The organism is Paraflavisolibacter caeni, from assembly GCF_025628885.1.
GTDB lineage: Bacteria > Bacteroidota > Bacteroidia > Chitinophagales > Chitinophagaceae > Flavisolibacter > Flavisolibacter caeni.
In genome coordinates this window covers 1-17,233 of record NZ_JAOTIF010000036.1, presented here as the reverse complement: position 1 = coordinate 17,233, position 17,233 = coordinate 1, and the positions used below count along the sequence as shown (strand labels likewise).

At 42.4% G+C, this 17,233-nt stretch carries 9 protein-coding genes; 6 read left to right on the top strand and 3 right to left on the bottom strand.

Features of this window, described 5'->3' with window-relative positions; all coding sequences use genetic code 11:
• Positions 1–11: 11 nt before the first annotated feature.
• The 6 genes from OCK74_RS25650 (at position 12) to OCK74_RS25625 (ending at position 12,951) form a co-directional block, all read left to right on the top strand.
• Positions 12–3,215, top strand: a complete 3,204-nt coding sequence (locus OCK74_RS25650; RefSeq protein WP_279299972.1) for a SusC/RagA family TonB-linked outer membrane protein — start codon at positions 12–14, stop codon at positions 3,213–3,215.
• Between the two features lie 67 nt (positions 3,216–3,282).
• On the top strand, positions 3,283–5,253 hold the full coding sequence (locus OCK74_RS25645) for a RagB/SusD family nutrient uptake outer membrane protein (RefSeq protein ID WP_279299971.1): 1,971 nt from the start codon (positions 3,283–3,285) through the stop codon (positions 5,251–5,253).
• Positions 5,254–5,293: 40 nt separating this feature from the next.
• Positions 5,294–6,499, top strand: a complete 1,206-nt coding sequence (locus tag OCK74_RS25640) for a DUF5000 domain-containing lipoprotein (RefSeq protein WP_279299970.1) — start codon at positions 5,294–5,296, stop codon at positions 6,497–6,499.
• Between the two features lie 116 nt (positions 6,500–6,615).
• Positions 6,616–7,650: a DUF4998 domain-containing protein gene (locus OCK74_RS25635; RefSeq protein WP_279299969.1), complete on the top strand. Its 1,035-nt coding sequence runs from the start codon at positions 6,616–6,618 to the stop codon at positions 7,648–7,650.
• A 334-nt stretch (positions 7,651–7,984) separates the two neighbouring features.
• On the top strand, positions 7,985–11,125 hold the full coding sequence (locus OCK74_RS25630) for a SusC/RagA family TonB-linked outer membrane protein (RefSeq protein ID WP_279299968.1): 3,141 nt from the start codon (positions 7,985–7,987) through the stop codon (positions 11,123–11,125).
• 26 nt (positions 11,126–11,151) lie between these two features.
• Positions 11,152–12,951, top strand: a complete 1,800-nt coding sequence (locus tag OCK74_RS25625) for a RagB/SusD family nutrient uptake outer membrane protein (protein ID WP_279299967.1) — start codon at positions 11,152–11,154, stop codon at positions 12,949–12,951.
• A gap of 472 nt (positions 12,952–13,423) precedes the next feature.
• On the opposite strand, the gene OCK74_RS25620 is transcribed toward OCK74_RS25625, so the two are convergent.
• The 3 genes from OCK74_RS25620 to OCK74_RS25610 form a co-directional block, all read right to left on the bottom strand.
• Positions 13,424–14,695 carry a DUF2264 domain-containing protein gene (locus OCK74_RS25620; RefSeq protein WP_279299966.1) on the bottom strand — a complete coding sequence of 424 codons (1,272 nt, stop codon included), beginning with the start codon at positions 14,693–14,695 and terminating at the stop codon, positions 13,424–13,426.
• 39 nt (positions 14,696–14,734) lie between these two features.
• On the bottom strand, positions 14,735–16,093 hold the full coding sequence (locus OCK74_RS25615) for a glycoside hydrolase family 88/105 protein (RefSeq protein ID WP_279299965.1): 1,359 nt from the start codon (positions 16,091–16,093) through the stop codon (positions 14,735–14,737).
• A gap of 69 nt (positions 16,094–16,162) precedes the next feature.
• A partial coding sequence (locus tag OCK74_RS25610; RefSeq protein WP_279299964.1) for a hypothetical protein occupies positions 16,163–17,233 on the bottom strand: 1,071 nt, incomplete at its 5' end.

Sequence of the window (17,233 nt, the reverse complement as noted above, 5' to 3'; positions counted from 1 at the left end):
TTAAACCCCTTATGATGAAGCAAAGACGATTGCTCTTATGGATGCTGGGATTCTTATGCCTGGTATTTCAGGCAAGCAATTCCTACGCCCAGGAATTGATCAATGTACAAGGTACTGTCAAAGACAAGAAAGAGAAAACACCCCTGGCTGGTGTTACGATTACTTCACTTACAGACAAGAGGCAGGCTACTGCCGCAGACGCCAATGGTAATTTTCAGATCAAGGTTCCGCTGAACAGCAAGCTTGCGCTGACTATGACTGGCTATCAGGCAACAACTGTGGTGGTAAAATCCCGTCAGCTAATCATCGAAATGGAGGCAGTTGCCGGCGCATTGGATGATGTCGTTGTCGTAGCTTATGGTAAGCAAAAGAAAACCGAAGTGGTAGGCTCTGTAACGACCATAAAACCCGCTGATCTGAAGATTCCTGCCAGTAACCTTACCCAGGCTTTCGCAGGAAAAATTGCCGGTTTGATTGCTTTCCAAAGCAGTGGCGAACCTGGTAAAGACAATGCCGACTTCTTCATTCATGGTGTGACCACTTTCGGTTACAGGAAATCGCCTTTGATCTTAATTGATAATATCGAGTCATCAACCGACGAACTGGCCCGCTTGCAGATAGACGATGTCTCCAACTTCTCGATCATGAAGGATGCCGCGGCAACTGCCTTGTATGGCGCAAAAGGTGCGAATGGTGTGATCCTGGTCACTACAAAAGAGGGTAAAGAAAGCCCCGTAACAGCTTCTGTAAGGTTGGAAAATTCTTTGTCCACGCCTACACAAAATGTACAACTGGCAGATCCTGTTACCTACATGGAGTTGGCCAATGAAGCCAGTGTTACCCGCAATCCTTTAGCAGGATACCGTTACCAGAAAACAAAGATCGAAAATACCAGGTTGGGTACAGACCCCTTGTTTTTCCCGGCAACAGACTGGCAGCAGATGTTGATCAAAGACTATACAAACAACCAGCGCGCGAACTTAAACTTAAGTGGTGGTGGTAAAGTGGCCCGTTACTATGTGTCTGGTAGCTATAACCAGGATAATGGTATTTTGAAAGTGGATAAAAAATCCAACTTCAGTAGTAATCCTACCTATAAAACCTATTCATTACGCAGTAACATCAATATCAACCTGACGAAAACCACAGAATTAAAAACGATGATCAGCGGTCTGTTCACAGACTATATCGGGCCTGTTACAGGTGGTAGCGCCATTTTCGCAAAAATAATGCAGACCAACCCGGTACTGTTCCCTGCTTATTATGAAACAACCCCTGAAACAAAATATGTAAAACATATTATGTTTGGTAATTCCTATGATGGCCGCTACAACAACCCTTATGCGGATGTGCAAAAAGGTTACCAGCAGCAATCTGCATCTACCATCAATACGCAGATTCAAATCAGCCAGAATTTGGCTTTTATTACAAAAGGCTTGAGCGCCCGCGGCCTTGTTAGTACGCAGCGTTATTCTTATTTTGACCTGAATCGTTCCTATGTTCCTTATTATTACGTGGCGTCCAACTATGATTTTGCTAAAAAAACATACAGTCTGAATCCCATCAACATGGTGGCTACGCCGGGTGTTATTGCCCCTGTGGGTAATCCTACCTTGAACTATGTGCCGGGCGCTAGGAATGCGAGCTCAAACTTTTATAGCGAGTTGGCACTGAATTACAGCAGGGTCTATAAAAACGTACACAGCGTAAGCGGTACTTTGGTGGGGATTGCCAAAAGCAGCCTGTCTGCAAGCGCCGGAAGTCTGCAGGAATCACTTCCTTTCCGCAACTTAGGCGTGTCGGGCAGGCTTACCTATGTGTATGATACCAAACTGGCAAGTGAATTCAACTTCGGTTATAATGGTTCCGAGCGTTTCTATAAAACCCACCGCTACGGTTTCTTCCCTTCTATAGGTGTGGGATATACCATTTCCAATGAACAGTTCTGGGATAATTTAAAACCTGTTATCTCAAAATTGAAGTTGAAAGCAACGCATGGCCTGGTTGGTAATGATGCAATAGGCACCGCAGCGAACAGGTTCTTCTATTTGTCGGATGTTGATATGAATAGTGCAGCCAGGGCCTCCTCTTTCGGGCTTCTTCAGAATGGTTTTGCACTAAACGGTATTTTGGTCAACCGCTATGCCAATAATGACATCACCTGGGAACAGGCACAGAAATCCAATCTGGGTGCAGAAATGACACTCTACAAAAATTGGAACATGAATGTGGATGTGTACAAGGAAAAAAGAACCAATATCTTAATGCAGAGGGCCTCTATCCCTACAACAATGGGATTGCCGGCAAGCGCCCTGGCTTCTACAATGGCCAACGTGGGTGAAGCTTCTTCCCAGGGTGTGGATTTCGATATGGACTACACTTATTATGCAAAGAGGAACTTCTGGGTAAAAGGTATGGCCAACTTTACCTATGCAACCAACCAGTTCGATGTGTATGAAGAACCAGAATACTCTTACGACCTGGATGGTAAAACAGTAGTGCTGGACAACAAAACACATACAGGAAAAAACATAGCCCAGAATTGGGGATACATTGCGGAAAGGTTGTTCGTAGACGACGCAGAAGCTGCCAATTCGCCGAAACAACAATTCCCGCTCATTGTAGCCAATGCAAATACCCAGTATGGCGGTGGCGATATCAAATACAGGGACCTGAACAATGATGGTAAGATTGATGAATTGGACATGGCCCCTATAGGTTATCCTACCACCCCTGAAATTCAATATGGTTTTGGAATGTCTATGGGCTATAAAGGCTTCGACTTTTCTGTGTTCTTCCAGGGTACTGCCCGCAGGTCATTCTGGATCGATCCGGTGGCTACCTCTCCATTTATCGACGACCAGCGTCAGCTCTTACAAGTCTATGCCGATAATCATTGGAGCGAAGACAACAGGGATATTTATGCTTTGTGGCCTAGACTGAGTACAGATCTGCGCAACAACAACCTGCAGCCAAGCACCTGGTTTATGCGCAGCGGTTCCTTCCTGCGTATCAAGCAAGCTGAGGTAGGGTATACCCTTCCTGAAAGTTTGAGAAGAAAATTCAGGCTGTCTAATGCCAGGTTCTACCTGAACGCAAGCAACCTCTTCACATTCAGCAACTTTAAATTATGGGATATCGAAATGGGGGGTAATGGTTTAGGATATCCGATCCAACGGGTCGTGAATGCGGGTGTAACATTTTCCATTCGATAAAAAAATGTCAGCAGCATTGCGCTGACGAACTGTAACAAAAGTTGAATAATTGATTAATAAGTAGTTTATGAAACGAACAAAGAATAAACATTCTCATTATAATAAAGCTTCTTTTACCAGGCTGAAAACCAGCTATGTACATCTAAAATGGACACTGTTGGCAAGTGTCCTGGTACTGGTAGTGAGTTCCTGTAAAAAATACCTGGATATTGTGCCTGACAATATTGCGACCATCGACCAGGCTTTCGATCTGCGGGCCAGCGCCAAAAAGTATTTATTTTCTTGTTATTCCTACCTGCCTATGGCCAATGGGGGCGGTTTTGATAATGCCGGCAACGTCAATCACACAATTATAGCGTCCAGGGAAACATGCACGCCCAATCCGGGGATTTCTCCCATGGACGGCTTCCAGGCTCTTATCAATATGACCTATGGCTTGCAATCCTCAGGCTCGCCGGTAGCTAATTATTGGGATGGCGAAAATGGAGGTACACCCTTATTCGGCGGTATCAGGGATTGTAACATCTTCCTGGCCAATATAGACCGGGTACCAGATATTACAATTGATGAAAAAGCGCAATGGACCGCTGAAGTGAAGTTTTTAAAGGCCTATTATCATTTCTTTTTAATGCGCATGTACGGTCCTGTTCCGGTGATGAGAAAAAATATTGAAGTCTCAGCGGATGTGGATGCGGTAAAAGTAAAAAGAGAACCAGTAGATACCGTGGTCAATTATATTGTGCAACTCCTGGATGAAGCCACACCTGATTTGCCGCTCATGGTATCGAACCAGGTGGAAGAATTGGGTAGGGCTACAAAAACAATGGCATTGGCCGTGAAAGCCCAGACCCTGGTATTGGCAGCAAGCCCATTGTTCAATGGAAATGCGGATTATGCTGGCTTCAAGGATAAAGAAGGGCAGCAGTTGATAAATGCTACTTATGATGCGAAGAAATGGCAAAAAGCAGCCGATGCATGTAAAGCGGCAATCGATATGGCCAAATCTGTGGGCAATCAATTGTTCTATTTTACCAAGCCATTTGATATACCATACATAAGCCCTGCTACCCAAACATGTATGAACATACGCGGGGCCATCACAGAAAGCTGGAACCCTGAAACCATATGGGGGGCTGCCAACCGCACTTGGTCAAATGTTCTTCAGAGTATGGGCTGCCCGCGACATGATTTGAACGGAAATAATGCCGCTCTTCTGGCAGCAAACATCAATACCTGTGAATCGTTCTATACAAAAAATGGCGTTCCCATTGATGAGGATTTCTCCTGGGATTATGCCAACAGGTATACAGCGCTGAAAACGATCCCAAGGTCTGATAGCAGCATTCTAAAACCCAATTATGTTACTTCCAGCTTCAATGTGGATAGGGAATTAAGGTTTTATGCGGATTTGGCTTTTGACGGGTCTTCTTTTTTTACCACAGGTAGAACAGATGAGAAAAATTTAATGTACATCAATACCATGTGGGGCTCTGTGTCTGCTAATTCAGCCTCTCGTGCTTCGTTTACCGGGTACTGGCCCAAAAAATTGGTTAATTATAAAAATAGCGGGACTACGACGCTCTCTTATGTATGGCCCACGATTCGTTTATCTGAATTGTATTTGATGTATGCCGAATCTTTAAATGAAGTGGAAGGTCCTTCCAATAAGGTATACCAATGGGTTGATTCCGTGAGAACCCGTGCAGGATTGAAAGGGGTGGTGGAATCCTGGCAAAATTTCTCCCGCCAGCCAAACAAGCCAGCTTCTAAGGACGGTCTGAGAAGCATTATTCAGCAGGAAACGATGAATGAATTTATGTTCGAAGGCAATAATTTCTGGAATGAGCGCCGCTGGAAAAGGCTGGACCTGATGAACCGCCCGATTACTGCCTGGGATTACCAGCAAAATACACCGCAGACCTTCTATCGTTTAAAAACAATCTATACACCTTCTGATACTTATCGGGATTACTTAACACCAATAAAACAATACAACCTGTTTGTCAACCACAACCTGGTTCAAAATCCTTTGTGGTAATAGGAATAAATCTTTTCAAACTTATTTCAATGCTTGAAAAATGAAAAAAATATATTGTATAGCAGCAATTCTATCGATAGCGTCTATTGCAGGGTTTTTATTTTCCTGCCAAAAGCTTTCCGGCGATGAGCACGAGGCTTTGTTTAAAGACGGTAAAAAACCATTGCCTGTCTCGAATGTACAGGTGAAGAATCTTCCCGGCGGCGCCATGTTGACTTATGATTTGCCCAATGATCCTTCCGTATTATATGTACAGGCCGACTATGCCGTAAACAGCAAAACAAACCAGCAAAAGAAAGTGTCCTATTATGTAGATTCTATGCTGGTAAACGGATTTGAAAAAGTTGGAGCCTATACGGTAACCCTGCGTACCGTGAGCCGGGGCGAGGTGCTATCAGATGCCGTTACCGTTACCGTAAATCCGCAGACCCCTCCTTATGTGAGCATCAGGCAGACTTTACAGTTGTTCGCCGATTTTGGAGGTGTCAATGTTGCCTATCAGAATCCCGATGAAAGTGAAGTGGGGATTGTAACCCTGGTGGATACGGCCGGCAAAGCGGAATATATCTATACGGAATATACCAAGAAGAAAGAGGGGAACTTCTCTGTTAGGGGCTTCTCACCCAAAACAAGAAAATTCGGCGCTTATGTAAGAGACCGTTGGGGAAATTCTTCAGACACAGTGTGGGCAAATATAACATCACTGAATGAAGTGGAACTCAGTAGGACGATCATGAAAGGCCTTTATCTGCCAGGCGACCAAACGGGTTGCTGTGGTGCTACTTTAGCCAGGCTGATCACAAATAATGGAGCTGTCGATGCCGCTCAATGGGGAACGCCATTAGCTACTGATTCTTTGCCTGCACGCATCACATTTGATTTGGGAGCTACCGTAAAACTAAGCCGTATCAGGTGGTGGATGAGGAAAAACGGTACAGCGGAGTTTATCAATGGAACGCCCAAGTTCTATAAAATATATGGAAGCAACAACCCTAACCCCAATGGTGCTTTGGATAATTCGTGGGTGCAGTTGGGTGGCTTATACGAATTGGTGAAACCCTCAGGCTTGCCATACGGGCAACGTAGCGCGGCGGACAACCAGGTGGTAAACGACGGTACCGAAGTGGTATTTCCGCTGCCTGCCGTTTCTATGAGGTATTTCCGGGTGGTAATGCTTCAGAACTATGCGGGTTCTTCTGCTATGGATTTTGCCGCCTTTAAATTCTGGGGCGATCCGAACCAATAGAATGGAAAACATAAAATTTAGGGTATCTAAATGAATTAATGATTAAAAATCAGAGAATGAGAAATAAATTTTTATTACTGTTACTAAGTAGTAGCATGATAATATCCTGCTCAAAAATGGATAGCTCCTATGAAACTTACCTGAAAGACGGGGAGAAGTATTATCCTGGAGTGCCGACTAATATTGAGATCCATACCGGCAGAAATAGGGCAGAGGTGCAATTCACTAAATCTGCAGATCCTAGTGTTGTCAAATATATTATTTATTGGAACAACAGGTTAAACAGCAAGGAAGTGACACCCAAAGCCACGAACACGATTGAAAAAGTAATCATCCCGGACCTTGCTGAAGGGTATTTTAACTTTGAAATGATCGCGGTAGACAACCAGGGAAATAAGTCACTTTCTTCATATGCAGGTGGGAATGTATATGGCGCAAAATATGAAGCTAACTTATACCCTCGTATTACGACAATCACCAACAGTAAGGACGGGTTGATCGTAAACTATGCTGCAGTAGATGCGACAACCATAGCTACAGATTTATCCTACACAACCACCGCGAATACGGCTGCTACCAGGATAATGAAGACCCTCAGCAATGTAAAAGATACATTAAAAGATGCCAAGTCTACAGTTGATGCTATACAGCTAAAAACAGCCTACTTACCAGCCAAAGCAATAGATACTTTTTATGCTATGCAAACGGTCAACGTTAACCTGGCTGCCGGGGAGTATACTTACCAGGGTACCGTTGCCGATTATACAACTGCGGCAATTACAGCACCGGCAACCTGGAATGCAAGATGGCAATACACAGGCGTAGCCCGCCAGTTGGTGTTATTCAGCGTAGATAATAATAGTATCACCCAACGGATCATGAATGGCACGTCTGCGTCTACTTATGGCAATTTTGGCGTGATAGTTAATTTCGATCAGAACTATAATGTGGTGAGCATTATTAATTATTATGGACAGCCGCATTCCACCGCCGTTGGAGGTCGTTCTGCTATTTTGGATCCTTCAGGGGTCAATAAATTCGATCCGGTTACCAAAGTGTTAAAAATTAAATACTGGTTGGATGAAATTGGTACTACATCCTCCCAGGCGCCACACAGGGCTTCGATGGATAACACCTTTACGTTAAAGTAGTCAGATGTTCATTTGATCATTCTTTCGTATTAAAAATTAAAGGCTACCCAAAATCGGGTAGCCTTTAATTTTTATTGGCAATGCCTGTCCATCTGTACCAATATGGATATTCAGAGTATGAACCTGGGTTTTCAGGGAAATCCAAAGCCATTTTACAATAGTCCTTTTTCTGATGGCAAAACAGAAAATGTTAAAGCGCTGCAAAAATAGCATCAATAATAGTCAAATTCGGAGTAGTTAGGCTGCCTCTGCATTTAGACCTTTATTGTGTTAAATGAAGGGTGGATAAACTATGGGTTGATCACCTTTATTTTTTTTGATCACTAAACTATTTATGATGAAGCAAAAACGATTGCTCTTATGGATGCTTGGGTTCCTGATCCTGGTATTCCAGGCCACGAATTCCTTTGCACAGGAATTAATCAGAGTAAAAGGTACTGTCACAGACAAGGCACAGAGATCTCCGCTCGGTGGTGTGACAATTACACCAGTAGGTGGTAGCGGTAAGGCTATTGCTGCCGATGCCAATGGTAATTTCGAGATCAGCGTTCCGCTGAACAGCCGGCTTTCAATCACAATGACCGGTTATCAACCAATTACAGTGCAGGTAAAATCCGCTAAGCTCAGTATCGAACTGGATGTAGCAACCAAAGACCTGGATGATGTAGTAGTAGTAGGTTACAGTAAAGTAAAAAAAGAACTGCTAACCGGTTCTGTTGCAAGTATGAAAATGAAGGAAGTTGATTTGGAAATGCCAACAACATCTGTAAGCAACCTCTTGGCAGGTAGAATGGCAGGTGTAAATGTGGGTACTCCTAACGGTATCCCTGGTTCGGCTGCAGGTATTTCAATTAGAACTGGAAGTTCATTTAATGCACAAAACGTGCTGTTTGTAATTGATGACAAGATCAGCGGGCAAGGTGATTTTAACAACTTAAGCCCTAATGAGATTGACAACATTACAATTCTGAAAGACGCGGCTACTACGGCAGCTTATGGTTCAAGAGCTGCTGGTGGTGTAGTGGTGGTAACCACCAAAAGAGGAAAGGCTGGAAAAGCTACTTTTAGCTATTCCTACAACACCGGTTATGACAAACGCACTAAAAATATGCCCTTGACCAGCGCTGTTGATTTGGGCCGGATGTATAATGTTCAATATGGTTCAGTGAGTGGAACCGTTCTTTGGCAACAATCCGACTTTGACTTTTATAATAAAAATGATTTTGGTGGTGGCTACGGTTATGGCTTTAATATGTTGGACGATATATATAGAGATCCATACACAAGAACACAAAACCTCAGTGTTTCTGGCGGCTCCGATAAAATTAAATATTTCGTGGGCGGCTCTTATGTAAAGCAGGAAGGGTTTATGAAAGGTTTGGATTTCAAAAAATACAACCTCAGGGCCAATGTGACTGCTAATTTGACGAATAACCTTGAGCTTTTTGTAGGCGCTACAGTGAATAACAACCTTACATACGGCATCCCAAATACATGGATAGGCGATGCATCTGGTAATTACGCAAAACTATTGGTATGGCAGCCTTTTTATCCTTTATACACTAAATCGGGAAAGCCGGTTGACTATGGATGGATTGGTAACATGGGAGCTGAAGTAAATGGCTTGGGTGGTTATAGCAATAACAATAACCTGAAGCCTGTATTTACATTAAGTGGTACTTATAAATTACCTATAGCTGGTTTGAAAGCCAAGGCCAATTTTGTAAAATCCTACACCAATTACAGGAGTAAAACTTTCGTGAAGCACTACCAGGTAGCTATAATGAAACAAGTTACCCCTTATGTATGGGGATTGGAAGATAGTGATATTACTGGCTACAGGTTCTCTAATCAGAACTTGGGCGATGAATATCTCTCACAGGAAATGACATGGAGTAATGATCAGCAATTAAACCTGCAGTTAAATTACGACACCACTTTTGGAAGACATCACGTGAGTGGAATGTTGGCTTATGAAAGACAGGAAGCTCAGGGCGCTGGAATGGCTGGCAGTGTTAGTAAATTTCCTTTTTATTTGAATGATCAGTGGTGGTCAACCAGTACGAATTCAGCAGATGATGGCGTTTCAAAAAGCAAAAATTACTCGGACTATTTAAATGGTCGTAAATCATGGATCGGTCAATTCTTCTATGATTATGCCGGCAAATACATGGCAAACTTTACTTATCGTTACGATGGTTCTATGCAGTTTGCTCCTGAAAATCGTTGGGGTTTCTTCCCTTCAGGTTCTGTAGGTTGGATCGTTTCCAAAGAGAACTTCTTCAATGTTAATGGAATTGAAAATTTGAAATTAAGAGCTTCTGCAGGTCTGGTAGGTAATGACATTGTTGGTGGCTGGCAGTGGCAGCAAAGCTATCAACAAGGCTCTTCCTTTTTGTATGGCAACCCAACGGATGTAAGTGCAGGTCTTCAATATGGTGCGATTGTGAACCCTGATCTTACTTGGGAAAAATCGCTCAATAAGAACATTGGCGTTGATGTTAATTTCTTAAAACATTTCAATGCAACCTTGGAGTATTGGTCTACCAATACCTATGACATCTTAGGGGCAAGAAACTTTACCAAACCGCCTACATTTAGCCCGGCTTTGCCTTCGGTAAATTATGGTAAAATGAAAGCGCAGGGATATGAGGCTACCTTAGGTTATAACGATAAATTTGGTAATGTTAATTTCAATACCAACCTGGTCGCTTCTTTCGGTAGTGCAAAATTTGAAACGATAGATGAAGCCCCTACTTATGACTGGCAAAGAAGAACTGGTCGTTATAATAATTACATCGCTGGTTATACAGTTGATAAAATGTTAAGATCACAGGCTGAGGTAGATGCTTTCATGCAGGCGAATCCTACTTATAAAGCATTTGGATCGGTGCCTAAGGCTGGAAACTTTGTATATAAAGATTTGAGTGGACCTAATAGCAAACCTGACGGTATCATTGATAGCTGGGATCAATCAGTTCTTAAGGATAGAAATAACCCATTGGTTATGGGATGGAACTTGTCAGCTGAGTGGAAAGGTCTGAGCCTGTCGGCTAATTTTAGTGGAAGTTTAGGACAATGGAAATCGTACGGCGATTTGACTGGTGGTGTAGATTGGAACCGTGTTTGGAAAAATTGGGCTACCGACAGCTGGACTCCGGAAACGCCAAATGCGACGTTACCTGGTAGAATTTGGGCATACAATAGCCCTCAATATGGTATGAACACCGCCGGCAGTAATTTCTGGTATGCAAATTCCAGTTTCTTACGCTTGAAATTCCTGAATCTTGGTTACAGCATTCCAAGAAATCTGTATAGTAAACTGGGCGTTCAAAACATCAGGTTCTATGCATCCGGAGCCAACTTATTCGTGATCAGCAAGTTCAATAAGAAGTACTACGATCCTGAATTGGGTAATGGCGTAGCATTCCCGATCATTAAATCATTTAATGCTGGATTTAATGTTTCCTTCTAATATTTCAAGTGAAAACAAAGTGTATTATGAAAAGAATATCAAATAAATATATACTCATCCTCTGTTTGCTGGCGATGGCATCAGCTTGCAAGAAAGGATTGGATTACAAGGATCCAAACTCAATTAGCCCTGATAACGTATGGAAGGATGCTAATATGATTAAAGCATACCTGACTGACATTTATGGTATAGCAATGCCGGGTTGGGATCTTTCCAGTGGCAACAACACCGACGAGGCATATAACTCGCCTACAAGCATGACAGCTTTTTCAAGAGGTATAATATCAGTTGATCAGACGAATACGTCAATGAATTATACCGTTATTGATAAATCTAACTTTTTCTTGGATCAGTTAGCCACAGTTCCGGCAACTGTATTGGATCCTGCGGTAAATGCCCGTTATCAGGGCGAAGCCAAGTTCTGGCGCGCATGGACATATTGGAATATGGTAAATGCAATTGGTGGAGTGCCTTTGATTTTGCATACACAGGATGCTACCAATTTTAGTAGCTTAAAGGTGCCGCGCGCAAAAACATCTGAATGTATTGCGCAAATGGTAAAAGATCTGGACAGTGCAGCATCACTGTTGCCGGGTTCCTATACAGGCGCTGATTACGGCAGGATCACCAAGGTGGCCGCTTTAGGTTTGAAAGGCCGCATCCTGATGTGGTGGGCAAGCCCGGTGTTCAATCCAAACAACGATCAGACCAGGTGGCAAAATGCTTACAACGCAACAAAAGCTGCCGTTGATGCCGCTACTGCTGCCGGTAACGGGTTGGTGGATAACTTCCGTTCTATTTGGTACAATAGGAACAAAGAGCAGATTATGGTGCGTCAGTATGATTTTAGTAAGGCGAACGGCTATGTCCCTTTCAATAACGTGCGACCAATACCGTTTACCAATAATGCGACTGATAATAATATGCCTCAGTTGTCTCTCTTAATGGCTTATCCAAAAAAAGACGGAAGCTTTTTACAGCTTTCCGATACGTCAAACTTCGATCAGTTCATGACCGATTTCTATGCCAATCGTGACGATCGCTTTTATGCAACAATATATAGCGGCGGAACCGTTTATCCCACACCGGATATATTTATTGGAGAGACCACCAGGTCAACATATTGGATGGCTTGGGCAATGAAAAATGGAGGAATTAGAACAGATTCCAATATCAACCGGGTAATTTATCCTGCAGGTGCTTCCACAACCAATTACTCTTCTTTCAGATATAGAAGAATTGATACAACGCAAACAGGTCCTCAGTCAGCGACTGGTGTAAATGGAAATACAATGTGGTGGGTGCCTATGCGTTATGCTGAACTGTACCTGAACTATGGCGAATGCGCCAATGAAGTGGGTAAAGGTGCTGAAGTGTTGCAAGTGTTGAAAGACATTCGCAAACGTGCCAATATCATAGCAGGTGCAAATGGCAACTATGGTATTACAGCTTCAACGCAAGCTGAGTTCAGAACAGCGATTATGAAAGAGCGCCAGGTTGAATTAGCATATGAAAATTTCCGTCTGGGTGATTTAAGAAGATGGAAAAGATATGATGTGTTAAATGCACAAGGCACACGGAAGCTGTTGATCTTGACTTTGAAAGAAGGAGCTCCGTTACCTGGAAAAACACAAACCATCATGGAGCCTGCGGTAAGAGCTAATTTTAAGTTTACTTATGTTAGCAATTTGGATGGCGCTGGTTATAGTTACAATTATGACCTGAATCATTGGTTCAATGCATTGAATCCAGCTCAGATGTCAACAGAACCAGACCAATTACCACAAAATAAAGAGTGGGGTGGTACTTTCGATCCGCTACAATAATTTTTTCTTATATGGCAATTTTAGATTGATTAAAAAAACGAAGGGGCTTTCTAGCCCCTTCTCTTTTATGATCAGGGCTTGTTATAATAGTCCCTCCTCATATTTCAATTCTGAAATGATTTATTGGTCCTTTTGCGTCAAGGCAAATGACAGAGAAAACAATAGCGTCTCATGTGTTAATTATAGTTTGAAAAAAGAGAAGGGGCTTTCTAGCCCCTTCTCTTTTTAACACCCTCTGTCATTACTTCAGCTCTAATTCCATGCATTAGATTGATTTATTATGTCCTTTGATTGATACCATTTGCAATTTGATGGTATATTATTTCACCTTTGACGTTTCAACTTTCACCTTTGCCTCCCGTTTTTTCATGACAATACAGGCTTCCTCCTGGTTTCCCGGCCATTTAGAAATGGGACTATTATCATAAACTGCAGGCATCTGTATCGTAAACACCTTGTCCCCAAGCTGTTATTAATAATCAACATGATAATCCTTTTTAAACGGCTGACCATTCCATGCTTTTTTAGAAGTCCAATCAGTAGCCGGATCTGTCCAGAATTTATTATCTGCGGGCAAGCCTAATGGTAAAAAGCCTAAGGTGGCCATATATAAACTTCCCGTAGAAGTATAACCATCAGCAATCATTGGTTGCGAACCACAGAAACCCAATATCAGCCAACCATTACGATCAAAGTTTTGGCCTTGATCGTACATGCGGTGCATCACTGCAGTCAGGGCGCAACGTACCTGTGCAGGCTCTATCTGTTCCGGTAATTTTTCCATCAGTGCTACTTGCCCTAAAGCCTGAAATGCTGCAGTGCGATAGGTAACTGAACGTCCCATAGGAGGATAAGTTCCTTCGGGAGAAATGATGCGTTCTGAAAATTCGGAATAACGAACCATACGCTTCACCGCCTTATCATACTCCTCAACATTAAGCCTTCTTTTATCAGTCAATACTTTGAAAAAGTCAACCAGCATTGGGTGAATCACGTATGAGTTATAATAGTCGATACTTAAACTCGGACCATCGCTGTACCAGCCATCACCCTGATACCATTCTAAAATTTTACGGCGAGCAAATTCAATACGTACGGGATCCGCCTGCTCTCCAATAGTCATTAAAAAAGCTTCGTTGATTCCGGCAAACAATAACCAATTGTTATACGCACCGGTTCTGGTACGAAGGGCTTTAAACTCTTGTGCAATTCTTTTCTTTGTAAGGCTATCCAAAGGCTCCCATAGTGCTTTGGGAGCTCTTAAAAAGGCCTGAGCCATATAAGCAGCATCTACTATTGGCTGGCTCTCTGTTCTGAAATTCAAATAATCAGGATTATTAGGATCAACAGCATTGGCAATGCCCTTTAGCAAGGCTGTACGTAATTCTTTACGCATTTTCCCTTCTTTAGTAACATCATCCGGCAATGCCAGCCACGGAGCTACTCCTGCCATTGTTCGGCCTACAGCTTCCAAATAGGTTACCTTTTTAAAAAAGTCCTGTTTCTGTCCCGGAGGCACTTCTACTGGCATATTTTGTTTTAATGTACTATTCGCCAAATTGAATATTACAGGCGAGGCTATTTTATACAACAAATCACACCAATACTCACGATTCTGAAGTCCTGTTGTGGTAGCAGGTACAACAGATTTAGCTTTTTTCTCTTTTTGGGCATATACTGCAACATTGCTAATACTAAGCAATCCGATCAAAACACCCAGGCTTATTTTTCTTATAGATGCCATAATGCATTAATAATTAACTACAAAAAATTTGAACTCGCGTTAGCTTTTTTTAATCTTGAAGATCTTACTTCCGCCGGGAGTTAATGATGTTTGAAATTCAATTGATACCGGTTTATTTTGGCTGTCATAAACATATTCGAATGGAACTGCTTGTCCTGTGATGGCATCTTCAACAGCAATACGTTTTGCTTTTGCATTCTTGATTTGGGATCTTATTGAAGCCCATTGCACTGTTACTTTTTCGTTCTTTTCAGAAGCAGTAGCGTTAACAATTTCCACCATGCCTGTGTTTTTTTCCTGATCGATGACCATACGCAACATTTCAGAGCCAGCCAATAAAAATGCCCCTACTCCATAAACATCTGTAGCATCATAACTTACTTTATCAGGAGCAGCCCCCTGAGGCTGTACATACCCAAGTTTCCCATCAGGATGTACAGAGGTCGTTAGGGCATTCCATGCTTTGTTAACAACCGCTAAGTATTTTTTATATGGTAAAATACCTTGGTTAATACCCCATGCTAAAGCGTAGCAAAAAAATCCTGTACCACTGGTTTCTTTTATAGGGTAAGAAGCCGGATCTAATAAACTGGCATGCCAACTACCATCAGCCTGCTGTATGCTGGCTATTTTTGCCGACATATCCTTGAAAAGCTGGATAAAACGCTCTCTATCCGGATGATTATTAGGCATTACAGACAATACCCTCACTAATCCTCCCATTACCCAGCCATTACCACGGCTCCAAAACACTTTTGCTCCATTTTTCTCTTTTTTATCGAAATAACGGCTGTCTCTATAGTACAAATGTTCGTCCTTGTCATATAGGTACTCGGTAGATTTCCACCACAGTTTTGATGTACAATCCAAATACTTCATATCTCCTGTAGCTTCAGTCAAGTAACCTAAAGCAGGAGGCCCCATAAATAAGGCATCGCACCACGCCCATTCACGCGTATAAATGCCCTTTTCCCATTTGAGGCTCTCTGTATGAGGCAATATAACTATGCTATCTGCAAGAGACCTAAAATCTTCAATATATTTTGGGTCTTTATAAATAGTATAAAGCTGGGAATATAGCTGCCCCACACAATAATCATCAGCAAATTGGCGATACTTACCTATCTGCCATTTATTATCTTCTCCTACCTGTATAAGCTTTTTATAATAGGTTTCATCATTGGCAACTTTACCCCAGGCCATCATGCCTGCATACATAGCACCACTGGTCCAATCTTTTTTCGGATTTTTCCAACCTTCGGTTTCTAAGCTTGTCCATTGCCAGTCAGCTACCTTTTTCATTTGATAATAGATACTGTCGGCACGTAATCCCGGTAGTTGGGCATGAGCCGTACAAACAATAAAGAGAATGAAAATTAATGATACTTGTTTATTCATTAGATTGATTTATTATGTTCTTTCATTGATACCATTTATGACCATACAGGCATCCTCCTGGTTTCCCCGTCATTTAGAAATGGGTTGATTATCGTAAACTGCAGGCGCCTGTTGCTCTAACCAGATAGTCATCCATGCCGATCCCATCCGGGAGGCAATAGCTTCTTCTCTGCCCGGATAACTGTTTTCATCGTTACCGGTATAGGTATGTCTGTCAGCAAAACGTTTTTGTTGAGCCAGCACTTTATCAACATGCAGTTTTGCCCAATATTTCCCTTTATGGTTTTGCGCAAGACGATCCCAATCATTGGTAAAAGCAGCGATATCCAGGTTAGCAAAAGCGTCATAAATACCAAGGCCCCAATCAGAGCCTTCAGGATAATAAACGTCAGCAGTTCCTTCCCGGTACATCGTACCGCCCGGAGCTTTATAAGGAGGGGAGGAGAACCGGTGGGCAGTTACCGCATAGTAAATTTTATCAAGATTAAAGCGTGCTGCTTCTGGTGTTACTTTTCCAGCCAATGAAAATACGATCGGAGCATTGATCACCGAAGTAAGTGCGTTGTAAAGCGGATGAATGATCCCATGATTGATGACAATACCTGGTTCCTCTAAATTATAGCCTTGCACCCAACTGCTAACGGGCTGTCCATGTATAATTTTTGAGTTATGCAAATCAGAAGGCAGGGAAGTGGCTGCTATCATATATGCAACAGCCTTATTTAACCATTTATTTGAATGGGGATGGCTTGGTAACATTACCGCTGCCAGGTACATTAATTCAGCATTCCAGGCATCCTCTTCAATTTTAGAATCACCCGGGAAAAGTGTTTTCCCTGTACTGTCTTTATAATAAAGTGGGACTGTTGAAAGAAAACGATCTGCTTCTGCAACAATCATTTGTAAGATATTGGTTTGATCTTTCGGTGAAAAATCGTCCCATAAAAGCCAGGCTGAATATCCAGCAAAATAAGCCCAAAGAGCCGCCTGCCAATCGCCCCCCCAAACCTTACGAGTACCATTAGCTTTATGATCATAAGCCACTGACCGGACCAATTGGATAGTCTTATCTTTAGCCTCTTGCAAGGATACTCCTGTTATGGAAGGATCATATATTCCCGTTTTAATGGCAATGGCTAT